At 57.3% G+C, this 22149-nt stretch carries 17 protein-coding genes; 8 read left to right on the top strand and 9 right to left on the bottom strand.

Going from position 1 to position 22149, the window contains the following annotated elements:
- Positions 1-136 precede the first annotated feature (136 nt).
- Both G7W63_RS11425 and G7W63_RS11420 read right to left on the bottom strand, forming a co-directional pair.
- The gene (locus G7W63_RS11425) at positions 137-3226 is read right to left on the bottom strand and encodes an EAL domain-containing protein (RefSeq protein WP_166257646.1); all 3090 of its coding nucleotides are present in this window, start codon (positions 3224-3226) and stop codon (positions 137-139) included.
- A gap of 245 nt (positions 3227-3471) precedes the next feature.
- Entirely contained in the window at positions 3472-4695 is a 1224-nt protein-coding gene (locus tag G7W63_RS11420) for an ADP-ribosylglycohydrolase family protein (protein ID WP_166257643.1), read from the bottom strand.
- Positions 4696-4943: 248 nt separating this feature from the next.
- On the opposite strand from G7W63_RS11420, the gene G7W63_RS11415 reads away from it, so the two are divergent.
- Complete coding sequence (locus G7W63_RS11415) at positions 4944-6146, top strand: MFS transporter (protein ID WP_166257640.1); 1203 nt, start codon at positions 4944-4946, stop codon at positions 6144-6146.
- 2 nt (positions 6147-6148) lie between these two features.
- On the opposite strand, the gene G7W63_RS11410 is transcribed toward G7W63_RS11415, so the two are convergent.
- The 3 genes from G7W63_RS11410 to G7W63_RS11400 all read right to left on the bottom strand — a co-directional run bounded on the left by G7W63_RS11410 (position 6149) and on the right by G7W63_RS11400 (position 8226).
- On the bottom strand, positions 6149-6982 hold the full coding sequence (locus G7W63_RS11410) for a sterol desaturase family protein (protein WP_242634395.1): 834 nt from the start codon (positions 6980-6982) through the stop codon (positions 6149-6151).
- A 14-nt stretch (positions 6983-6996) separates the two neighbouring features.
- Entirely contained in the window at positions 6997-7653 is a 657-nt protein-coding gene (locus G7W63_RS11405; protein ID WP_166257637.1) for an ArsR/SmtB family transcription factor, read from the bottom strand.
- Positions 7654-7746: 93 nt separating this feature from the next.
- Positions 7747-8226, bottom strand: a complete 480-nt coding sequence (locus G7W63_RS11400; RefSeq protein ID WP_166257634.1) for a cupin domain-containing protein — start codon at positions 8224-8226, stop codon at positions 7747-7749.
- Between the two features lie 184 nt (positions 8227-8410).
- Here G7W63_RS11400 and G7W63_RS11390 point away from each other — a divergent pair, with 184 nt between their 5' ends.
- The 7 genes from G7W63_RS11390 to G7W63_RS11365 all read left to right on the top strand — a co-directional run bounded on the left by G7W63_RS11390 (position 8411) and on the right by G7W63_RS11365 (position 15431).
- Positions 8411-8755, top strand: coding sequence for a DsrE/DsrF/TusD sulfur relay family protein (locus tag G7W63_RS11390; protein WP_166257628.1), 345 nt, complete (start codon positions 8411-8413; stop codon positions 8753-8755).
- A gap of 101 nt (positions 8756-8856) precedes the next feature.
- Positions 8857-10875 (top strand): oleate hydratase, encoded by a 2019-nt coding sequence (locus G7W63_RS11385; RefSeq protein ID WP_166257625.1) that lies wholly within the window; start codon positions 8857-8859, stop codon positions 10873-10875.
- A 240-nt stretch (positions 10876-11115) separates the two neighbouring features.
- The gene (locus G7W63_RS19990) at positions 11116-12501 is read left to right on the top strand and encodes a tubulin--tyrosine ligase family protein (protein WP_242634394.1); all 1386 of its coding nucleotides are present in this window, start codon (positions 11116-11118) and stop codon (positions 12499-12501) included.
- Positions 12473-13549 (top strand): hypothetical protein, encoded by a 1077-nt coding sequence (locus G7W63_RS19985; protein ID WP_242634393.1) that lies wholly within the window; start codon positions 12473-12475, stop codon positions 13547-13549. The genes G7W63_RS19990 and G7W63_RS19985 overlap by 29 nt, the downstream gene beginning before the upstream one ends.
- A gap of 148 nt (positions 13550-13697) precedes the next feature.
- Positions 13698-13940 (top strand): hypothetical protein, encoded by a 243-nt coding sequence (locus G7W63_RS11375; protein WP_166257622.1) that lies wholly within the window; start codon positions 13698-13700, stop codon positions 13938-13940.
- Positions 13941-14083: 143 nt separating this feature from the next.
- Positions 14084-14644, top strand: coding sequence for a DinB family protein (locus G7W63_RS11370; RefSeq protein ID WP_166257619.1), 561 nt, complete (start codon positions 14084-14086; stop codon positions 14642-14644).
- A gap of 160 nt (positions 14645-14804) precedes the next feature.
- Complete coding sequence (locus G7W63_RS11365; protein WP_166257616.1) at positions 14805-15431, top strand: c-type cytochrome; 627 nt, start codon at positions 14805-14807, stop codon at positions 15429-15431.
- Positions 15432-15485: 54 nt separating this feature from the next.
- Here the strand turns inward: G7W63_RS11365 and G7W63_RS11360 are convergent, their stop codons facing one another.
- The 4 genes from G7W63_RS11360 to mqo all read right to left on the bottom strand — a co-directional run bounded on the left by G7W63_RS11360 (position 15486) and on the right by mqo (position 21983).
- Positions 15486-16847 (bottom strand): DsbA family protein, encoded by a 1362-nt coding sequence (locus G7W63_RS11360; RefSeq protein WP_166257613.1) that lies wholly within the window; start codon positions 16845-16847, stop codon positions 15486-15488.
- Positions 16848-16956: 109 nt separating this feature from the next.
- Complete coding sequence (locus tag G7W63_RS11355; protein WP_166258369.1) at positions 16957-18948, bottom strand: hypothetical protein; 1992 nt, start codon at positions 18946-18948, stop codon at positions 16957-16959.
- Positions 18949-19065: 117 nt separating this feature from the next.
- Positions 19066-20307, bottom strand: a complete 1242-nt coding sequence (locus G7W63_RS11350) for an ATP-grasp domain-containing protein (RefSeq protein ID WP_166257610.1) — start codon at positions 20305-20307, stop codon at positions 19066-19068.
- 164 nt (positions 20308-20471) lie between these two features.
- A complete protein-coding gene (mqo, locus tag G7W63_RS11345; protein ID WP_166257607.1) occupies positions 20472-21983 on the bottom strand; it encodes a malate dehydrogenase (quinone) in 1512 nt (503 codons plus the stop codon).
- Positions 21984-22149: the final 166 nt, after the last annotated feature.

Below are 22149 nucleotides of genomic sequence, written 5' to 3'. Positions count from 1 at the left end.
CTAAAGCATAGACGGGGGTTGGCAATGGGCAATCGAGCCCGTCATAAAGCTCTGCCGGCTGCACGTGGTCCGGCAGGTCGGTACCATCTGCTCTGTCAGTACTTTAAGGCCTGTCGGAGTCTGCTTATAGGGGTTCCTAGTTCCGAACAGCATCCCGCAAGTATGCCCCACACTCCTCTCCTGAAAGCGGCCTTGCGTAGAGAAACCCCTGTCCGGCATTGCAGCCCAGAGCCTGGAGTGGTTGCTCCTGTTCTTTCGTTTCAATTCCCTCGGCCAGGACATCGAGACCCAGACTGTGCCCCATCTGGATAATGGCTTTGGCGATCGCCGCGCTTTCCTGATCGCCTGGCAGCCCGCGGGTGAACGACTGATCGATCTTTAGCCGATGAAGCGGAAACTGCTTGAGGTAACTCAGGCTCGAGTAGCCGGTCCCGAAATCGTCTATGGCAAGGGTAACCCCCAGGGAACGGAGTATATTGAGCTTGCTCAGAACCTGATCAATACCCTGCATGACCACGCTTTCGGTGACTTCCAGTTCCAGCAGTTCAGGTAGAAGCCCTGTACGCAACAGTACGTCGTTTACCCGCTCGCAGAAATCACTCTGGCGAAACTGATGGGCAGAAATGTTGACCGCCATAGTGCCCATTACCAGGCCTTCGGAGACCCAGCGGGCATGCTGACTGCAGGCTGACTCCATGACCCAGTTTCCGACTGGCGTGATCAGGCCGCACTCCTCTGCAATCGGGATGAACTGGCCGGGGGATAGAACACCGCGGATTGGATGCCGCCACCTTACCAGGGCCTCCAGCCCCACCACTTGCCCTGTGTCGAGGTCAAGTTGCGGCTGATACTCGATAAACAGCTCATTGCGTTCGATGGCATAGTGCAGATCACTTTTGAGGGTCAGGTGATCCAGCCCCTGCAAATTCATTTCCGGAGAGTAGAACTGATAACGGCTACGCCCCAGCTCCTTTGCCACGTACATAGCGGCATCTGCATTACGTAGCAGAGTCTCCGCGTTGTCACCATCAAGGGGATAACAGGCAATCCCTATACTGATGCCCAGAATGATTTCGGTTCCCTTTACCAGAAAAGGGGCGGTAATGGCATTAAGAACCTTGTCGGCAATGTGAGCCGCATCCTCGGCGTCCTCGATACCTGACAGAGCCATAATGAACTCGTCGCCCCCTTGTCGGCTTACCGTGTCTTCAGCACGCACACAACTGGCAAGCCGCTTTGCCACTTCACGAAGAATCTCATCACCCAGGCCATGGCCAAAGACATCATTGACGTGCTTGAAACGGTCGAGATCGAGAAAGAGCAGCGCCACCTGCTGGTCATGGCGCTCAGCGTGGGACAGGGCCACATCTAACCGATCGGTTAGAAGCACGCGATTTGGCAGGTCCGTCAGGGAATCGTGGAGAGCCATGTAGCTGAGCTGCTCATTTGCCCGCTGGCGCTCGGTCGCAGCGCCGAGGGTGTTAGCAACCCCCTGCAGAAAGCCGACATCATCGGTCGAGAATTTCCGGGCCGTGCAGGAATAAGCACCCAACACTCCGACAGGTCTGTCGATGCCACCGATCAGAACCTCTGCGCCGCTGATAACCCCATGGGTAGTCAGTAGTTCGGATGGCGCGAACCGTTGGTCCGCAGAGATATCATCCATGATCACCGGCTCGTGGGACGCAAGGACCCGGTACGTTTGCGATTGCTCTGCCGGTCCGGACATCTGGCGACCCATCCATTCCGGGCCCCAACCAATGCCCGCCTTCAGCAGCGGTGCTTTCTGAGGTCCTTCCAGAAGCAGGACATTGCTGAACTCCACCTTCAGACCTTTGGCAACCGTTGCGGCGGCCTCCTCATACACCTCGTCCAGACTGGCAGCAGACAGGGCAGACCGTCCAAGCGCGGCCACCAGTAACTGTTGCTGAGCCCTGGCCTGCAGGCCCAATTCCGCGTGCTTGCGTTCCGAAATATCCTGAACCGTTCCGAAAAGGCCCACGACCCTGCCGTTGTCATCCTTCTTTGGCACGACCACTATCTGGACGTAGGTTTCTTTGCGATCCCTTTTCCTGGTTCGCAGATCAAATGTCTGAGCCTTGCCTGACGCAGTCACGAGAGCGATCCGTTCTTTCAGGAGCTCGACGCTTTCTGGGTCGTAGAAACTGGCCCGCTCACGAAAGCTCTGGGGAGGCCCGAGCCTGCGGTCTCTTCCGAGTATCCCGTAGACGACCGGCGACCAGAAGGTTTCCTCAGTGGCCACGTTGTATTCCCAGTCACCGATTCTGCCAACGCGCTGGGCCTCATCCAGACGCTCCTGAGTTCGCTTCAGATCGTCAATATCCGTGCAGGTGCCGAACCATTTAACGATGTTGCCCTCGGCATCTCGCATGGGAAGGGCTCGGCCGAGCATCCAGTGATAAACCCCGTCCCACCGTCGGAGCCGGTACTCAATCTCATAGGGTTCCCCGGTGCCGGTTGCATGCAGCCATCGCTCAGCGGCCAGCCCACGGTCGCCCGGATGGAAGGCGGGGTTCCACCCGTGGCCGATACTCTCTTCAAGGGTCAGTCCGGTGTATTCCAGCCAGTGTTGGTTGAAGTCCACATGCCAGCCGTCCGGGCGGGTCACCCATACAATCTGCGGCATGGATTCGACCAGAGCCCGGAATTCAGCCTCGCTTGAGCGCAGCGCATTCTGGACACGATTGCGCTCTGTTACATCGTGGACGGCTACTAGTGCGGCCCGCCGGCCCTTGAACTCAAAAAAATGCGACCTGATCTCGACATCGATCAACCGGCCGTCACGGGTGAAGTGCCGCGAGCTGATCACCTCGTTCAGGCCCCCGGTAGTGCTGGCTACGCTTTCAGACAGCCTCGGAAAGTCTTCTGCCGGACGAATGTCCTTCAGGGTCATCCGCATGAACGTTTCCCGGCTGTACCCGTAATGCCTGATTGCAGCCTCGTTCACATCAAGAAACGCCAGAGTTTCAAGATCAAAAATCCACATCGGGTTGGGGTTGGCTTCAAAGAGTTCCCGATGACGAACTTCGCTTTCCCGGAGTTTCTTGATTTTGGCGGCAGCTGATGCGCGGGTAGCCGCACTCCGTGCAGAGTCTGAAGCCTGACCCGGCTTCGGGCCTTCGCCCACGGGAGGGCCAAGACGCCCTTTGGCCAGCATGCCCCCGACGAAACCAGCCAGAGCGGCAACGAGTTCGCGCGCGCCCATCCTAACGACGATCCCAAGAATTGACGACGGAACAGGTTTTCGACAATTCGGATGCCAGGCGCCCGGTAGCAACCAGGCTCAACCAGATAGCACGCGTCAGGAAGCTTGAGACGGACATTTGCATCATCTCCTGGGGTTCCCTTTTCCTTAAGGCTTCAGAGAGAGGTTATCATAGGGCTCCATATGGCTCTGGCAGATATGAAAAGAAATTCCACCTTCTCTCTGATTGAAGACATTCCGCAAGGTCAAGCCGCTGGGCAACCGGGTAGTTCAGTAGCAATATTCCTGGTGCTCCAGGTTCCATTAACCAGCGTTTCAATGTCAGCGAGGATGGCGGGGGCATCTGTAACACGGGCCAGCCAGCTCAAGGGAATACCGCTCTCACCACCCACCCCATGCAGTACCGCCATTACCGGCCCGATGATCCAGGCCCGGCCGCAGGAGTCGCCGCCACACTGGATATTGGCGCGAACAGCCTCGGTATAGCTGTCGGCATGGCTGAGGATATGAAAGATCACCGGCATGGCTTCGTGCAGGTAACAGGTGCGGCCATAGGTATCGCCTGCGGCCGGAGCATCAAGGGCGGGACCGGAGCGTGCCCGGGCCAGGCTTTCAGGGTCGGCAGCCTCTTTGGCACCGGCATCCAGAGCCGCCGATAGTGGCTCGCCCCGGAATACCTGATCCAGAAGCTGCGCTGCACAACGGGCCCAAGCCACAGCCTCATCATTTTGATTGGTTACCCTGACCGCAGCCTCGGTGATCTCCAGTAAGTCGGTCTGGCCGCAATAGCGGGCGACCAGGGGCGGCAATTTGGACACGGCCGGCAACTGCATGTCGTCAGCACCGCTTTCAGGAACCAGGTGGCGGTCGATGGTTTCGGCAAGAAGCACACCGGCCTCCTGCACCTCATATTCGGTATAGGTAAGGCTGATGGCCTTACGAACCGGCTCAGCCAGCTGGTCGCCACTCAGGCGCCGGGTATAGGGCAAAACCTTTTGCACCAGCACCCGTTTCTGTTGATCGGTCAGGTCGGCCGTGGTTGTCGACTGGGCCTGTGCAATGGCGTTTTGTTCGATGGCGTTCAGGTTGTCCAGCGTCAGCCGGGTGGGGTTATCAATGTAACCCTGCCACTGGCCACCAGGCCCGAAGAAGGCGCGAAAACGCCGCTGGTAGTCGCGGGTATCGAGGCGGCCCTCGCAGGCCAGCAGGCTGTCGGCAAACACTCGTGTGGCAGCGCCGTAATGACTGACATCGCCCGAGCGTTTGCCGTCATGGGCAAAGTAACCAAACCCGCCCTTGAAATAATCGGGCTTCGGCGGCAGGAACTCCGGTGACCGGCCCCCAACCTCATGGATACGCTGGCTGTCGTATAGCCAGTGCAAGCCAAGACTGGCTGCGTCCGCGACCCAGCCTCCGGCCAGGGCGGCGATCACCGCAGGTTTTCTTTCGGTGGGCAGATTGCTGGCCATAAGAATTTCTATTTGGCGCTGTCAAAATTGCGGGTGAATATTGACGATACGTGCTCGGCGTCAGGGACGTCTATTCCGATCTAACGGTGTCGAGCCGGCGTCCCTGTGTTGCATATCTGTACGGAAGTGCCACCCTTATAGTTTTGCTTATGAACCAAAAGTAACCGTCGAAGTCTGTCGGGGGCGGCCTTCTTCTATGCGGCGGGCCCCCAGGCGCAGCGCACAGAATCAACCGGGAGTTAGCCTGTTTGGACCCTTATACTCACGAAAAAGCCAACGTAGCCATTCTGGCCATCAACCAGACCCTGTTCATAGTGGCAGCTGTTACGGTTATGACCCTCAGCGGCGTGGTGGGTAAATGGCTCAGTCCTGACCCGGCCCTCGCGACCCTGCCCATCGCCATCATGATGTTCGGAACCGTGCTTACGACGCTGCCTGCCTCGCTATTTATGAAGCGGGTGGGTCGCCGCAGGGGCTTTATTACTGGCGCAGGCTTTGGCGGCGTTGGCGGGGGGCTGTTGAGTTTTGTTGCCATCGGGGTGGAATCGTTCTGGCTGTTCTGCCTGGGCAGCCTGCTGCTCGGGCTTTACCAGAGTTTCGCCATGTACTATCGCTTCGCCGCCGCCGACGTCGCCAGCCCCGCCTTCCGCAGCCGGGCCATATCCCTGGTGTTGGCGGGCGGCGTGGCAGCGGCCTTTCTGGGACCCTGGAACGCAAGCGCAACCCAGTGGATTGCCAGCGTCCCATCGGGCGGGCCTTACCTGATGATTGCGCTTCTGGCCCTGCTGGCAATTGCTCTTTTAAGCCAACTGAAGGTGCCGGCCAGCGGTGAGCCCAAACCCGGCGAACCTTCCCGCCCCATGACCGCGATTGCTGCGCAACCACGCTTCCAGGTTGCCCTGGTGGCGGCTGCCATCGGTTATGCCGTGATGATGCTGTTGATGGCCGCCACCCCACTTGCAATGCGTGACAAGGGGCTTGGCGTGGAGCAGGTGACGTTCATTATGCAATGGCATGTATTGGCCATGTTCGTGCCCTCGTTTTTTACCGGTAGCCTGATCGCCCGCGCCGGCATTGGCGCCATTCTCTTCGCTGGGTGTCTGCTATTGGTAGCCACGGTGGTTGCGGCAACGCATGGGAGTACGCTCACTCACTTCTGGCTTGCACTGGTACTACTGGGAATCAGCTGGAATTTCCTGTTCATCGGCGGCAGCATCCTGTTATCGACAGTTCACACCGAAGCTGAGCGTGGCAAGGTGCAGGGCATCAATGACCTGGTTATCTTTTCACTGGTGGCGTTGGGTACGCTGCTCTCCGGCTCACTACTGTATTACCTGGGCTGGGAGATGCTGAACCTGACCATGCTGGCACCAATAACAGTTCTGGGCTTCGCCATCCTCTGGCTCTGGCTGAGCGCCAATTTCATGTCTGCCAGGGTGGACAACCCCTGAGCTCAGAATTCCTGACTCTTTAAAGGCCCGGTGTATTGCTGCCTGAAAGGCTGGATCAGCATCCGGTCCAGCCGTAGATCCTGCCTGGTGCGGAAATCTTCGATACCAATGGTCATGCCCAGATGATCCTTCTTCGGCTGGTCCCGGTAGGTGCCAAACAGCCGGTCCCACCAGGGCAGATTGAAGCCAAAATTACTGTTGGTTTCCCGCCGGATTACCGAGTGATGCACCCGGTGCATTTCCGGTGTCACCACCAACAGCCGCAAGCGCCTGTCGAGCCAGCGGGGCAAAAGGACATTGCCGTGATTGAACATGGAGGTAGCATTCAGCAGCACTTCGAAGATCACCACGGCCACGGCGGGCGCGCCGAGTACCAGAACCACGGCGAGCTTGATCGCCATTGAAAGGACAATCTCGAACGGATGAAAGCGCAGGCCAGTGGTAACGTCGAACTCCAGATCCGCATGATGCATCCGATGCAGACGCCAGAGCCAGGGAACAGCATGAAACAACCGGTGCTGGAAATAGATGGCAAGGTCCAGCACCAGTACAGCAATCACCACGGAAAGCCAGGCCGGCATGGCAACCAGATTAAGCACACCCCAGCCACTTTCTGATGCCACGAAAGCGGTACCCACCGCTGCTACAGGAAACACCAGCCGCACGGCCACCGTATCCAGTACCACGATCGCCAGGTTACTGGGCCACCGGGTCAGGCGACCAATACGCTGGGGACGGCGGGCTGCCACAAGCTCCCATACCACCATAAGAACCAGCACCGAGAGAAAAAAGCCGATCCGGATCAGGGGTTCATTAGCGAGCATTGTGTTGGTCAAAGCTGTTCCTCTGATTAATGCACGGGCAGTCCGGCGGCTTTCCACTCGGGAAAGCCTTCATCAAAACGCCTGACCTGATAACCCAACTTCCGCAGACACTGAACGGCCTGGTGTGAAAGTACACAATAGGGTCCCCGGCAGTAAGCGACGATTTGCCGGTCTTTGGGCAAGTGGTCAAGCATGGATTCGAGCTGCTCCAAAGGAATATTGACGGCTTCGGGCAAGTGCCCGGCTGCGAACTCGTCTACCGGACGCACGTCAAGCAGGGCAATCTCCCCCTTTTTCAGGCCTTTGAGCAGGTCATCCCGCGAAATAGCCTCCATTGGACCTTCGGGGTCATTATCAGCAAAGAGCCGGCCGACAACGCGTTCCATTTCCGCCAGGTTGGTCTCGGCCACCTGTCGCATCAGACCCAGCAGGGTGACGATACGCTGGTCGGTGAGCCGGTAAATCATCTGTTTGCCGGAGCGGGTCGCCGTCACGAGACCGGCTCTACGCAACTGCTGCAAATGTGCGGAGGTATTGCCGACGGTCAGGTCGGTACTGCTGGCGAGCGTTTCAACTGAAGCTTCACCCTGGATAATGCGCTCCAGCAGGGCAAGGCGCTGACCACTGCCAAAGGCCTTACCAACTTGAGCCAGGGTATCGAACAGATCCTGTCGGGATGTCATTACTGCGTTAATCTCCTGCGAATGGGTCAAACCAGCCGTTTGACCGTTTCCGGCAGGGCGGTCGCAAAGGGGCCGCTTTGCCGGGCTTCAAAGTCACTTACGGGGGTCGTCTTCAGGGTTGATATATTCAATACCCCAGGGCCCGGTGCCATGAAGCTGAATGATGGTCTCTTCGTCCCCGGTATAGCCGAACATGGGTTCCCCCGGCGCCATGACTGCCAGACTTCCGGTGGTCAGTTCCTGGGTTTCGTCTTTATCAAAGGCTTTGCCATGACCGAAATTCAGGGTGCCTTGCAGCACTGTGACCCGCTCATAAGCTGGGTGAATGTGAGGGTCCAGCGTGTAATCCGCGGGCAGTTTCAGCCTGAAGGTGAACGGGGCCTCCTCTGAAAGGTCACCTTCGATCACGGCGATTTTTGCCTCACCTGACATGGAGCCAACGGGACCCCACTCAAGTTCATCGGGCGTGATCATGGTATGGCCGTCGCCCTTATAAGGCGTATCAGCCGCTATAACTGCAAACGGTATAGCCACAGTGAGAAGCGAGCCGACGATTGTTTTTGTCAGATTCATGGTGCTCTCCTGATTGTTGACATCCGGAAGACCACGTGAATTCCACGATGTGCCGTACATTGATTTATACCATCTGCCAATGTCGTTTTATTGACAACTGCCGACAACTGCCGATGCTCTTTTATTCTAAACAATAATAGAATGTTGGCAAGACCTGAAAAAACCGCTGGCAAGAGGTGTAACCATGAACGCACTGATTATCATCAACGACCCGCCTTACGGCACTGAACGGCTCTATAACGGACTGCGGCTGGCCCACGCCCTGCTCAAAAAAGAGTGCGATTTAACCGTCTTCCTGATGGGCGACGCCGTAGCCGGGGCAAAATCAGGGCAAAAAACCCCGGATGGTTTCTACAATACCGAGCGAATGCTCAAACGCGTCGCCATAAAGGGCAAAGTCCTTCTGTGCGGAACCTGTATGGACGCCCGCGGCCTTACTGAGGAAGAAGTGGTCGACGGCGCCGAACGCAGCACCATGGATGCGCTGGCGGAGGCGACTGTGGATGCGGACAAGGTTTTAGTGTTCTGACTACCGTATCGCGATGGCATGATTGATGTGTGTCACCCTTTTGCAGAGCTTATGGGTCCACACTACGCGGATATTCGCCTCTCAGGAAAGGAGATCCGCCAATGGCCCGCTCAGATACCCCCAAAACACCATATTCGAGACTCAAAGCCCATATCGACGCACTGGAGGCCCAGGGCGTCGAAGTCACCCCTGATGGTTCCTCCCAGCACCTGCACAATGGTATTGATACGCCGCTGCCACCGGCGGACCTGCACGGTGCCTATGTCAATCATCGCCCGCTGCCCACCGAGGGCATAACGGACCGGCGCGCCTGGATTGTCGGTAGTGGTATCGCCGGCCTGTCCGCCGCTTTCTTTCTGATCCGCGACGGCCATATGCCGGCTGGCAATATCACCTTCCTGGAAGAGCAGGCCATTGAGGGCGGCTCCCTTGATGGCGCCGGTAACGCCGAGGACGGTTACATCGTGCGCGGCGGCCGGGAAATGGAAATGACTTACCAGAATTTCTGGGATGTGTTCTCGGAGATACCGGCTCTGGAGTTGCCGGAACCTTTTACCGTGCTGGATGAATACCGCATCGTAAACGATGCTGACAAGAACTGGTCAAAGGCACGGCTGCTGGAGAAGCAGGGCCAGATCAGGGACTTTTCGACCATGGAACTGACCAAGCGCCAGCAACTGGAAGTGGTCAGGCTTCTGCTGGCGCGCAAGGAGGACCTGGACGACATCACGGTAGAGGAATGGTTCAGCGAAGGGTTTCTGAACAGCAACTTCTACACTTTCTGGCGCACCATGTTCGCCTTCCAGAACTGGCATTCCGTGCTGGAAATGAAGCTCTACATGCACCGTTTCCTGCACCTGATGGACGGGCTTAACGACATGACCTCGCTCGTCTTTCCGAAATACAATCAATACGATGCTTTCGTGCGCCCGCTGATGAACTGGCTGAAAAACCAGGGTGTTAACATCCGGTACGACTCGATTGTCGAAAACCTGGAGATGGAAACTTCTGGTGACACCCGAACGGTCACGGCCATCCAGTGCCATGGTGGTGAGGGGGATAAAACCTTTAACGTTGGTGAGCGCGACCTGGTGTTCATCACCACCGGCTCCATGACCGAAGACACCGCTTACGGCGATGACGACACGGCGCCGCAACTGAAAGAAAGCGATGAGGCGGGGCCAGGCTCCGGCTGGCAGTTGTGGAAAAACCTGGCGCAGCAATCGGACGTGTTTGGCCGGCCTGAGAAGTTTTGCGGCAACATCCCCGGCTCAACCTGGGAGTCCGTCACCCTGACCTGCAGGCCCTCCCCTTTGATGGACAAGCTCAGAGAGCTGTCGGTCAACGATCCTTATTCCGGTTTCACGGCAACGGGGGGCATCATCACCTTTACCGATTCAGCCTGGCTGATGAGCTTCACCTGCAACCGTCAGCCACACTTCCCGGATCAGCCTGATGACGTGATTGTTCTGTGGACCTACGCCCTGCTGATGGACAAGCCCGGTGATTACGTCAAAAAGCCGATGCCCGAATGCACCGGCAAAGAGGTGCTGGCGGAGATGTGCTATCACCTGGGCCTGATTGATCAGCTCGACGAGGTGATGGCCGCCACTAAAACCCGAATTGCACTGATGCCCTACATCACCGCTCAGTTTATGCCGCGCGCAAAAGGTGATCGGCCCTGGGTCGTGCCACAAGGCTGCACCAACCTGGCCTGCATGGGCCAGTTTGTAGAGACCCACAACGATGTGGTGTTCACCTTGGAAAGTTCGGTGCGCACAGCCCGGGTCGGGGTCTACAGCCTGCTGGGTATCAAAAAACAGGTGCCGGACATCTATCCCGGCCAGTACGATATTCGCCGGCTGCTGCGGGCGACCCGTACGCTGAATAACGACGAGGCGTTTCTGGGCGAAGGGTTCCTGCGTCGCATTCTCGGTGGCACCTATTTCGGACATATCTTGCCGCTGGGCCCTGATGAGAAGGCCGAGGAGCTGAGCCGGCCCGGATTGTTTGAGCAGCAGGTCCAGGCGCTTAGGGGTCTTGTTGAAGACAATCACACACTGGAAGAAGCCAGGGACTGGGTTCAGGGTGTATTGAGCAAGTTGCGAGGGCGTCGCTGACGCCAGGTATTAGAAGCCGCCTCCCAGGCTCTGGGTGGCGGCTCCACTATTCCGCCATAACCATCCAGTTATAACCGCCCTACAAATCTCCCCTCTGTAACAACTTCGGCCGCTGTATGTCTTGTCTCTGCGTGGCAATAAATTGTCTGGGTTCTGTAACACCCGCTGATGTGGTGTGTCCATGCGGGTGTGCAACAGAAAACAAAGACAAGACCAGGGCGCAAGGGAGAACAGTTAAACATGACTCGACACTACTGGATGGGTGGTAACCGTTCCTACGAGCAAGACAGGTTTTATGAAGCGTCCCTGGACAAGTCACTTTGGCAGCCCGGAGACAGTTCCTCAGAATGGGATGCATGCTGGTACACCGGCATGCCCGACCCGGAATATTTCAGACACGTTGGTCCCACCCGGAAAATCAATCACATCCCTGGCAATGCTGCCCTCACGGTAAAAAGTCGTCTATACCAGAGCCTGCTAACGCTCAGGGAACGGGTAAGCCTGTTGGACGGTAACGACTCAGGCCTTACTGATCGCCTGCAGTTTTTCCCGCGGGTATTTTCCATGCCGGAGGACTATCACCGATTCCAGCAGGAGGCGTTTGAGGACCCGGGTCAGCGCTGGATACTGAAACCCAAGAATGCAGCCCGGGGCAAAGGTATACAGCTGGTTCGGGATCCGGCACATATCCCTCTGGAACCATCCTGGATGGTGCAGGAGTACATTGAAAACCCCCACACCATGCACGGGCGAAAATACGTACTGCGCCTGTACGTCGCCATTTCTTCCGTGACCCCCCTGCGGGTCTATCTCTACCGTCAGGGCTTTGCAAAGCTTGCCTCGGCTCCCTACGACGAGGCTAACGCTGACAACCCCTATAGCTACCTGACCAACCCTGATGTCAACGCCCAGAACCTGGAGGCCGAGGTACCGGTCGAGTTCGTGGATCTGGACCGGTACCGGGCATGGTTTCGGGAGCAGGGTCATGACGACGTTGCCCTGTTTGCACGGATTGAGGATCTTGTCGCCCTCACCTGCGTTTCGGCCCTGGAAGACATGCGGGAGCGGGCCAGAGTCGTAGGTGCTGACACCCGGGGATGTTACGAGTTGCTGGGTATCGACTGCCTGGTGGACAGTGACCTCAAGCCCTGGATCCTGGAGTGCAACCTCAGCCCCTCCCTGGATGTGTGTACCGGACCTGAGAGCGGTGGCGACATAGAGGAAGGCGTAAAGGGAACACTGGTTAAAGACCTGATCAGCCTCGTGGGATTGAATGGTGGGCCTGTCAAAGAAGCAGGTTCGCCCGAACAGCAGGTGATCGCCGAAACAGAACATGAGCTGGCAAGGGCGGGCAATTTCAAACGCCTGTTGCCCTCGGAGAAACAGGCAGACTACCTACCTTTCTACACCCTGCCTCGCCTGGAGGACTGGGTCATCGCGCACTCGCTATCCGGCGCCACCCTCGCCCAGCCTGTGCTCCGGCGCAGATACGCCGAGGATATGATCAGTGAAGATCGTGTCTATGTTTACGATACCCGGCTCGGTCACCTGAATGCCCTGAACGAATCAGGCTCGCTGATCTGGCTCATGGCCACCGATGGCCACCGATGGCCACGGGCCGGATGATATTGCCATGGCACTGGCCGAGGCCAGCACAGGCGGGACTGGTACGGAGGCAGATAGCTGGACGATCCGTCGGGATGTGTGGAACTCCCTTGCGGACTGGGCTAACCGGCGCCTGCTGGTGCAGAAAGCTGCGACCGGGGCTTGGCGGCCTGACGACGTGATCAATCCCGCAGGAAAGTCCCACCAGGGCACAACCATGGCGTTTTCATTTGCCCTGGAATGCGGTGCTTTTAACGGCGAGTTTTTCACCGACAGTCTGGCGGTAATCAGTCGCATCCGGTCCCTGCTTCTGCCCATGGAAGCAAAGTCTCAAGGGGCTTTCAGCTCACGGCTGGAAGTGGTCCGCGACACGCCGGGCTATACCCTGATCATGGACGGCCGAGTCATCCAGTCCCGACTCGGCCTTTCCCGGGTGGCCCCGGCGGTCATGGCCTGCCTCACGCTTAACGCGGCCGACGAGGGAGACATCATTGTCGATGCCGGCCTTGTGACGCATCCGTCTGATCCAGGTACCGCCATTCTCGTTACCAGCATCAACCCCGAACTGGGAGATCTGCCAGCACTGAGAATGGCAGACAGGCTTGAAACCAGCTTTGGACGCGCAGGCCGCATTCAAGGCGAAACAGCCGCTCTCTATGGCCTGGGTCTGCCGGCGCAGGCGCCGTACGAAGCACAGGGCGCCAATTCAAAAGCGAGGTTGGGCCAACATCACCTTCAGGATGGCCGAAAAGTCTGGCTGCAACCGGCTTCTCTGGGACTTGTCCGCCAAAGCTATCAGGTTAATACGGTGATTATCCCGACCTCAGACGCACTTGATGAGAAAAACGGCATTCGACCGGTCTCGGTAAGCGAGGCTCTATGTCATTTAATTTCAGGGTGCTCACGCTATGACGGGCTGCCTCTGGACACAGCAGGGTTCAACAGGCTTGCCAACTGGCTCGACAGTGCCGAGCGATATCTTCTGGATATCAACAACCTGGATGCCGCCCTGGAGGTTCTGGCGGCCAATCCCCTGACAAAGCAGATGAGTTACCAGCAAAACGGCTGAAAGCCGGCTTGGTCATGAAGTTCAGCAGTTGCTGACGGGTTTATCGTCAGCAACCGGGTGGCCGGCGTCTTTCCAGACGTCGGTCTCCCGGCACCAGAGTCCGGGCAGGTATGCCCGGCATCTAACCGAAAAATGGAGAGAAAAGATCATGCATAAAGATGACAGCAAAGATCAGTTATTACACAAGCTTGCCAAAGGGATCGCCTACACAGGACCGGTTCTGGCAATGGTCGTCGGTGCGTCTGCACTGCAGGCCAATCCTGACACACACACAACCCCTGCCACAGATACCAATATTGAAAACGAGTATCTGATTCTGGCAACAGGTGAGGGAGAAGGAGAAGAGGAAGGTGAAGGCGAAAGCGAAGGTGAAGGTGAAGCCGAGAGCTGAGGTACCGTTGAAGTAAAAGGCAGTGGCCCGGACAGGGGATTGATTCGGCAATGGGTCATCCCTTGTACCGGGGCCCGATAGTATTCGAACCTGACGCTGATGTTTCTATACATGACCTACCCAGACAACGCGGGTGAAGAAAAATGTCTAACTCAAATTCTGAATCCAGCCATTACGAAAGTCTCGTTGCCGAGAATACCCTTGCTGTATCCCAGTTGGTGGACTTGCTCGTTGTGTTGCCTGATGTCTTGTATAAAAAAAGTTTCGGGACAAATAAGCAGCATGTTATTGGCAAGCATGTACGTCACATTATCGACCATTACATAGCCTTTCTGGCTGCTGTGCACGGGCAATCGACCGAGGCCCTTGACTACGAGAACCGGCGACGGGACGAACGTCTGGAACTGGACAATCATGCCGCAGGCAACCGGCTTATTGCCATCGCCAGCGCTCTGAATCGCATCACTGATGTCCCCGAAACAGCCCTGCCCATGGTGCACATAAGCGAAGACGAGAAATGTTCAGTGGCCACCAGCATCAAGCGGGAACTCGCTTTTCTGGCCAGCCATACCATCCACCATATGGCCATTATTGCAATGCTGGCTGAGCGAGGTGGCGTAGAGGTCAGTGAGAATTTTGGTGTGCACCCTTCGACACTGAGACACCAGCGCAAGCTACTTATGAGCGCAAGAAAGTGCGCCTGAATAATATTTTGCAAACTTCCGGAGAACGGGAGGGACAACAGGACCTGAGCGGGTTGTAGCAAACACCTCGTTGTAACAATTACAGGGAATCGGTGTCACTGCTTTGTAGGCCTCGGTTCGGTCTAATAATTCCAACTCAAAGACACGTGAGGTTACTGAAATGGCAACTGATCTATATCGAAAGGAACTCATGGGGAAGCTTTCCCGTGGTCTCATGGTGTCGGTTCCGCTCATGACCGTGGTCGCCATGGCCGGACTTAGCTCAGTATCGGTAAATGGCCTTGGCCTGATCCCCTCCGCCGAAGCAGCCCAGGGTGAGGCGGAAGGCGAAGCAAAAGGGGAGGCCCAGGGCGAAGCCGAAGCGAAAGGAGAAGGAGAAGCAGAAGGAGAGGCTGAAGGTGAAGCCGAGGGCGGAGGGACGTCGGAAGCAATGAAGGAGGCCGTGCGTCGCCCTGAGGGCTATGAGCCTTATGACGGCGATCCTGATTCACTGGCCGAGAAAGGCAAAGCCCTGTTCAGCGACACCTCGCTGTCCTCAAACGGACTGTCCTGTGCCACCTGCCATACCGGCGAGGCCGGTTATGCCGAAACCTTCGAGAACGACTACCCCCATTCCGTGGCGATGGCAAAAAGCGATTTTGGCATGGACGAGGTCCACCTGGATGAAATGGTCCAGATCTGCATGGTGGCGCCCATGGCCGCTGAACCGCTGGACTGGCAATCAGAAGAACTTGCCGCGTTGACTGAATACATGCGTATTGAACAGGAAAAATTCAGGAGTAACTAGAACCAAGACTTTGGCGGGTGTTGCTGGAGATTGCTCTGCAAGACCCGCCATTCTCTAGTCTCTGCGTTGTTGTTGCACGCTAGCCCTTTGGGTGGAGGAGACCTCCGCCCCTTTTTTGATTTCCTCTTCCACCAGCCATAGTCGATCCTGCCCCCAACAGCTCACCTTGCCGTAGCGGAAGCTGGGGACTCCCCAGAGCCCGTTTTCGTACATGGCCTTCCTGTTCAACTCAGCCCAGTCACGCCAGCTCTGGTCTGCCAGAAAGCGTTTGGCTTTCTGCCAGTCCAGGCCAGCACGTTCGACGATGGTACGAAGCCCTGCGTCGGTTTCGGAGCGGATACCTTCAGCATTGACCGCCTGGGCATAGGACCGCATATAGTCGATTTCACGGCCGATGCTCCGGGCATAATCAAACAGCGCATAACATCGTTCCACCCCGGCACCCAGCGGATCTGCGACGGACCCGTAGGGTAGACCGAGCTTTCGGGCCTCCCGTTTGGTGTCCTGGAAGATATACCACTTCTTGGTATCGGGCACCGACTGGCCACGCATGAGCATGGGCAGGACCGGACGTAGCTGGAGCGGGATATTCCAGGCCTTGGCCAGCATGACAGCCCGCTCAAGACCCAGATAGGAATAGGGGCTGCGAATGGAAAAGAACACTTCCAGTGCCTGGTCGCGGGCTAAATGGGAGGCTTCAAGCGCCCTCGCATCAAGGCCGAGCCTGGCCCAGGTTCTATCCCACAGAGGCACCGTGGTTGCATCACGGGCTCGCCCCTCGCGGATCAGCAGACCCTCCAGATGATCAAGCCGGTCGACTCCCCAGAACCACTCCCCCCTGAAATGGACCATACCACCCTGGTAATGGCCCAACTCAACCAGGCGCTGCTCGTTGTGCTCTAACCTCTGCTCCAGCTTTAGGGTGGAGTCTTCGCCTGTGCTGGCAGGAGCCTCTGTCCGTCCGTGCCAGAGTGCTTTCAGATGATCGGTGGCCTGCTGCAGATAGTCAGCGCTTTGTTCAGCCGCCAGAAGCTGGTTCCGACAGGCCGTCAGCTCTGCTTCGGTTGGCGGTTGCGCCCTGGTGGGGCCCGCCAGACCGTAAAGTTCTGCCAGCCTGCCGGCATCTTCAATCGCCCACTCAAGCCACATGCGGGGCTCCGGGAACATCTCCCCTGGCTGTCGCCATATGGTATGAAAGCGAAACTGAATCTCAAACCGGCGGGTCAGGTCCGGCAGGGCCTGCAAAAGCACCATACTGAACGGATCCCGGGGGTTGATAAAGACCTCTGCCACATCCACCTGCCCTTTGGGCAACGCCTTCAGCCGAAAAAATTCCTGGCGACAGCGCCGTGTCACAGGGCTGGCAATCAGGCGCGCGACCCATGGCATGAGATCTGCTTTTTCCGGCTTTCTCATGGAACTCACCTTTCTGTTTTTTTAATGTAAATCAAAGGATGCGTGATTTATTAACACAGAACGCCGCCTTTTGGCGGTGTTCTGTTGTAAAAAACAGTCAAAGGAAAGTTCAGACTCCGCCGGGGTCCGGAGGACTCGGCGCCTGGGGATTTTCCGCGGCAGCCTGCAGGTGTTCGGCCGGGACACGGTCAGCACCCCAACTGCGGTAGACGTGATCCATCACCCGTTGCAGCTCGTCGCTCGACACTCTTGCCAGTTCGCCCTGTTCCAGGGGGTCAAAGTGGAAGATGTAGAGCCGCGACGCGAACTGTTCAAATGGCAGGGACGCTTCCCCGAAGCGCTCACCGGTGCCAGAGGTTCTGACCACCACGCTATCGCCCCAGTTCTGGCCACTGTCATTGTTGGGATTATAAAAATAGACCCGCATCACGTCTTGGGGATCGAGCGCTACCCGCAGAATGGTGATGGCGTGCCAGCCGATAAATCGGGCCGCACTGTCGGTAATGGCAACCCCCGCCGGCTGGGGATGAATCAGCGGCTGGCTGCGATTGAAAAACGGGTGGTAGCAGGCATAGAAATGCCTCAGGAAACCTTCCAGATCGGTCAGCTTGCCGGTCGCCACATCCACATTGATGCTGAAGCCACGGCCCGCCCACCAACCGTGGAACTCAGGATTCACCCAGCGATGGGGATCGCCTTCTCGACCGATACAACGGCGGCCCATCTCCGCATAGATACGGTCAAGATGGGGCACAACCAGCAGCGAGACCGGGTCCAGGTCCACAGAAAGTTCGGAGGCGACCCCTGTCAGGCTTGCCATTGATGAGATCGGCTGGCCCTCGAAGTGGATGACGATCTCATCGTCCCTGGCGGCCCACACCACCATCTGCAGCAGGTAATCCGGGTCATTGTAGGCCCACATGGACAGCGCCCGCGCCGACTGGCAGGTGGGATTGTTGCCCTGGCCGACACCCAGAGGCTGGCCCAGCATGCAGAGCACGCCTTCCATCAGCCTCGCTTCAGGCAACGGATTGTCGCCGTAGACCAGGCGCAGGCGCTCTTTGGACCAGGCTGATAGCGGCAGGTGAATCTGACGCCACAGGGCCGGTGCAACCGGCGGCTGGTAAAGAATGCCCCGCTCCAGGGTCAGGGATATACCGTAAATGGCCTGGGCAGTCTCCGGATAAACGCTGGCCCGGATCAATGCCCGTACCAGGTCGTCGTAACACATCAGGCAATCCCGCCCTGTGCTCGACAGGCCCAGGGCTTCAGATAGCAGGTGATCGCTGTGGTCCAGCAGATAACGCATCAGCACAGCGTGATAGGGCGAAACCAGTCCGGTGTCATGCATGGCCCTGGCAAAACCGGAAGCCTCATACTGCAGGGCGCCGGTGTCCATGGACTCCAGCCGCTCATAGTAAACTGCTACCCCCGGGTCCTCCCGGCAGGCCTGGGTGGTGCCATAGAGGCTGCTGATCAGACGGTCCGCGCCCTGGCCACTTGAGCCCAGGTCGATATCGGGGTTGGCCCGGCATATGGCAATCTGAGTGATCATCTGCTTGACGCTGCCCACCTGAATGGGCCGCTGCTGGACGATTCGCCAGATTTCATCAACCAGTTGGTCGATGATGTGTTCGTAGCCGATCCGCTCAGCGAGGTGACGAAAAAGCGCCCGGGTCACCAGGGCAAGACGCCCCTGGGTTTCGCGCTCTGCTTCGCTCATTGTCCCGAACAGAAGGTCAAGATTCATCGCCATTACCTGGGTCAGGTAATGGTGTGCCTGCTCGGAGGACACGCTGGGGTGCTCATAGGCCCCTTTCGCAACAGCCAGCAAACGCAGTTCGCTGATGGCCTCAATGATGACCGTGTCTGTTTCAGAGCTTTTGAGAGAATAGGAACTCAATGCGGGCAAAAGTATTTCGGGGTAAGCCCAGTCGGACCCCAGGAAGACACCGGCGGCTTCCATTTGCGGGGCACGCTGTTCTATGACCGCAGCGCCACCTTCCAGCAGAATTACCTTGCGAACAGCATCGAACAGACGCCGCAGCTTGGTGGCCTTGGCCAGGGTGGACTCTGCCAGGGCGGCTATCGCTTCATCCATTCTGGCTGTCAGGCTGGCCAGTTTTCCGGTGTTAGTGTCTTGGTTCGGTTCTGGATGACTCAAGCTGACTCCTTGTATCGGGAGGTGACGCCCGGTATCGGACGCCCCCTCCGTTAATTATACATAGAAATCGAGGTCTTCCTGACGCTTAAGCAGATCCCTCATGGTATGGGGATCATCCCCGAAGAAGTAAATCAGCCCCCAATGGGTGCCGAACGCGGTGCGTTTTGTAACCGTTTCTTCGAGCGGCGCGGTGAGCTCGTGGGACTCGAAGTATTCATGGTCCTCGGTCTCTGAGGGGATTTCCAGTTTGCTGACCACGCGGCGACGGGGATACACGCCGAAGCAACCTGCCACGCCCTTGGCATCGACCACTTCCTTGGGGAAGAACGCAGTGATTTCTTCTTCCGTAGTCTTCGGGTCGAAAGTCAGAATCATGCCCTGATAGGCGTTGAAGCCGTATGCGCGCTCAAGAAGTTCGAACACCTTGAAACCGGGTGGACGATAGGCCACTTCGCCAAAGTACATCTCGCCATCACTGGTCACGAAGTACTCTGGATGGATAAAACCAAATTCGATGTCAAACGTCTTGATCAGCTTCTCGATCTGGACCCGGATCTGATCGCGATATTTCTCAAGTTCAGGCGTTGCGGGTACAAACACAGAGTAACCCAGGGTCACATACTCGGAGATGTTCAAAAAGCGGATCTTGCCGTTATGAATCCAGGCTTCTACCGCAAATTCCCAACCGTCCAGGTGGGACTCCATGAGAACCGGGAACTCTTCGTCCGGAATGGTATCGACTTCATCGGGTGTACGGATGACCCGGTGACCAAGGCAACCGGCCTTGTCAAAGGCTTTCAGGTGAATCGGGTCATTGGGGTCGCCGTCCAGCTTGAGCAGGGTCTGATTGACCCGCTTGAGGAACCGCACCACGTCCTGCTTGTCATGGGCTTCCTCGAAAATGCCGACACGGATGCCGCCAAGCTGGGCACGGCGCTTCATCAGTGCCTTGTCCCGCAGCAACATGGCCTGACCGAACAGGCGCGGGTTGTCCAGCAGTACCGAGTTGATCGCGCCGGCCCACTCTACCGTTTCCTCAAACAACGGGATCGCCACATCAACACCCATGTCCTGCAGGGTTTGTGCAATCTCCAGGGAGCGGTCGTTCAGGCGTTCAAAGTTCCAGGGTACGTAAGGAATATTGTGTTCTGTACAATAGGCTTCAGCCCAATCCGGGGCTACCACTACATAGCGTCGATCGAATTTGTCTGCCGACTCAATGGCGTTCAGACTCCAACCCAGCAGAGCTACATAGCCCTTCTCCGGGTTACGAACATTATTGTCTCGATTGCTCATGCGCGTTACCTCCTGTTTACATGTATTTACCAAACTACACCTTTCCGGCGCCATAGAGAAACGGCACGGCCCGATCCTGAGACGCCAAAAACGCCAGAGCCCGCGTAACGCAGGCTCTGGAGAGAATTTAGATGTTTTATTCTATTTTCAAATAAAGCACTTATTCAGGTGTCCGAATTTGCATTTAACGCAGGACGCTTCAGTTTCAGGGTACTGAGCGTGCGCTCGCGGATCTGGCGCAGGAGCGCTTCATTATCCACCAGGGATTGCCCATAAGCAGGCACCATCACCTTCATGCGATCCTGCCAGTCGCCCTGTTTCATACGATCACTGAAGCACCTTTCGATCACATCAATCATCGCATGTGCTGCTGTTGAAGCACCCGGGGAGGCCCCGAGCAGTGCCGCCAGCGACCCGTCTTTGGCCGCCACGATCTCGGTGCCAAATTCCAGTTTGCCGCTACCGTCAGGGGTGGTCTTGATGATCTGTACCCGCTGACCGGCCATCTGGAGCTTCCAGTCATCCTCCTGGGCATCCGGGAAGAAGTTCTTGAGCGCCTCGACCCGGTCACTGTGCGACTGGAACACTTCGCCGATCAGGTACCGGGTCAGGTCCATGTTGGTCCGACTGACGGACAGCATGGAGCGTATATTGCTCGACTTGACTGAACCGAACAGGTCGAACATGGAGCCCTGCTTGAGGAAGCGCGTGGTGAAGCCGGCGTAGGGCCCAAACAGGAGAGCCGGCGTACCATCGATGATACGGGTATCGAGATGGGGCACCGACATGGGCGGCGCCCCGGTAGGCGCCTTGCCGTATACTTTGGAGTTGTGCTGCTTGACGATTTCCGGCTTCTGGCATACCAGCCACTGACCGCTTACCGGAAAACCGCCATAGCCACGGGCTTCCTCAATGCCGGATTTCTGCAGCAGCGGCAGGGCCCCGCCGCCTGCGCCCAGGAATACAAAGCCGGTTTCAAGCTTTTTGGTTTCGCCGGTGCTCTCGTCCCGGACCCGCACCTTCCAGCGACCATTATCCCGCTGGGCCAGGGAACGAACCGGGTGCCCCAGCATCAGCTCGAAATTGGGCTGGGATTGCAGATATTCCACCATATGACGGGTCAGGGAACCGAAGTCTACATCCGAACCGTGCTCTACCCGGGTGGCCGCTACTTCCTGCATCGGATCACGATGTTTGACCACCAGCGGCATCCAGTCCTGCAACTCATGGGGCGATTCTGTGTACTTCATTTCCCGGAACAGATGGTGGGCGCTCAGCCTTTCAAACCGGCGTTTGAGAAAGGCTACATTCTCCTTGCCCCACACGAAACTCTGATGTGGCGTCGAATTAATGAACTCTTCTGGCTCCGGCAGCATGCCCTGCTCTACCAGATACGACCACAGCTGAAGCGAGGTTTCGAAGGACGCGTTGATCTTGAGCGCCCGCTCGATTTCCACATCACCGTCTTCGGTTTCCGGGGTGTAGTTCAGCTCACAGTAACCGGCATGGCCGGTCCCGGCGTTGTTCCAGCCGTCGGTGCTTTCATGGGCAACGTGATCGAGACGTTCAACCATGATGATGTCCAGGGACGGGTCTAGCTGCCTGAGCATCACGCCGAGCGTAGCGCTCATGACACCACCCCCGACCAGCACTACATCTGCCTGTCTTGCAGTCATTTGCTTTTCACCTTAGCAAGTTTGAAACCGGTATAAGCACGAAGTGACGCAATTATTGCGTTTTTCGGGCCGACAATAAATTGTGCATGCCTCTGAACTACGGACAGAAATGGCATCTGGCCTGCCCCGGCTCCCAGCGAGACTCAACCTGCGAATCAAAAGATCA

Source organism: Marinobacter salicampi (assembly GCF_011074795.1).
Classification (GTDB): Bacteria; Pseudomonadota; Gammaproteobacteria; order Pseudomonadales; family Oleiphilaceae; genus Marinobacter; species Marinobacter salicampi.
Note: the sequence above shows the minus strand (reverse complement) of the source record. Positions and strands in the feature narration are given on the sequence as shown.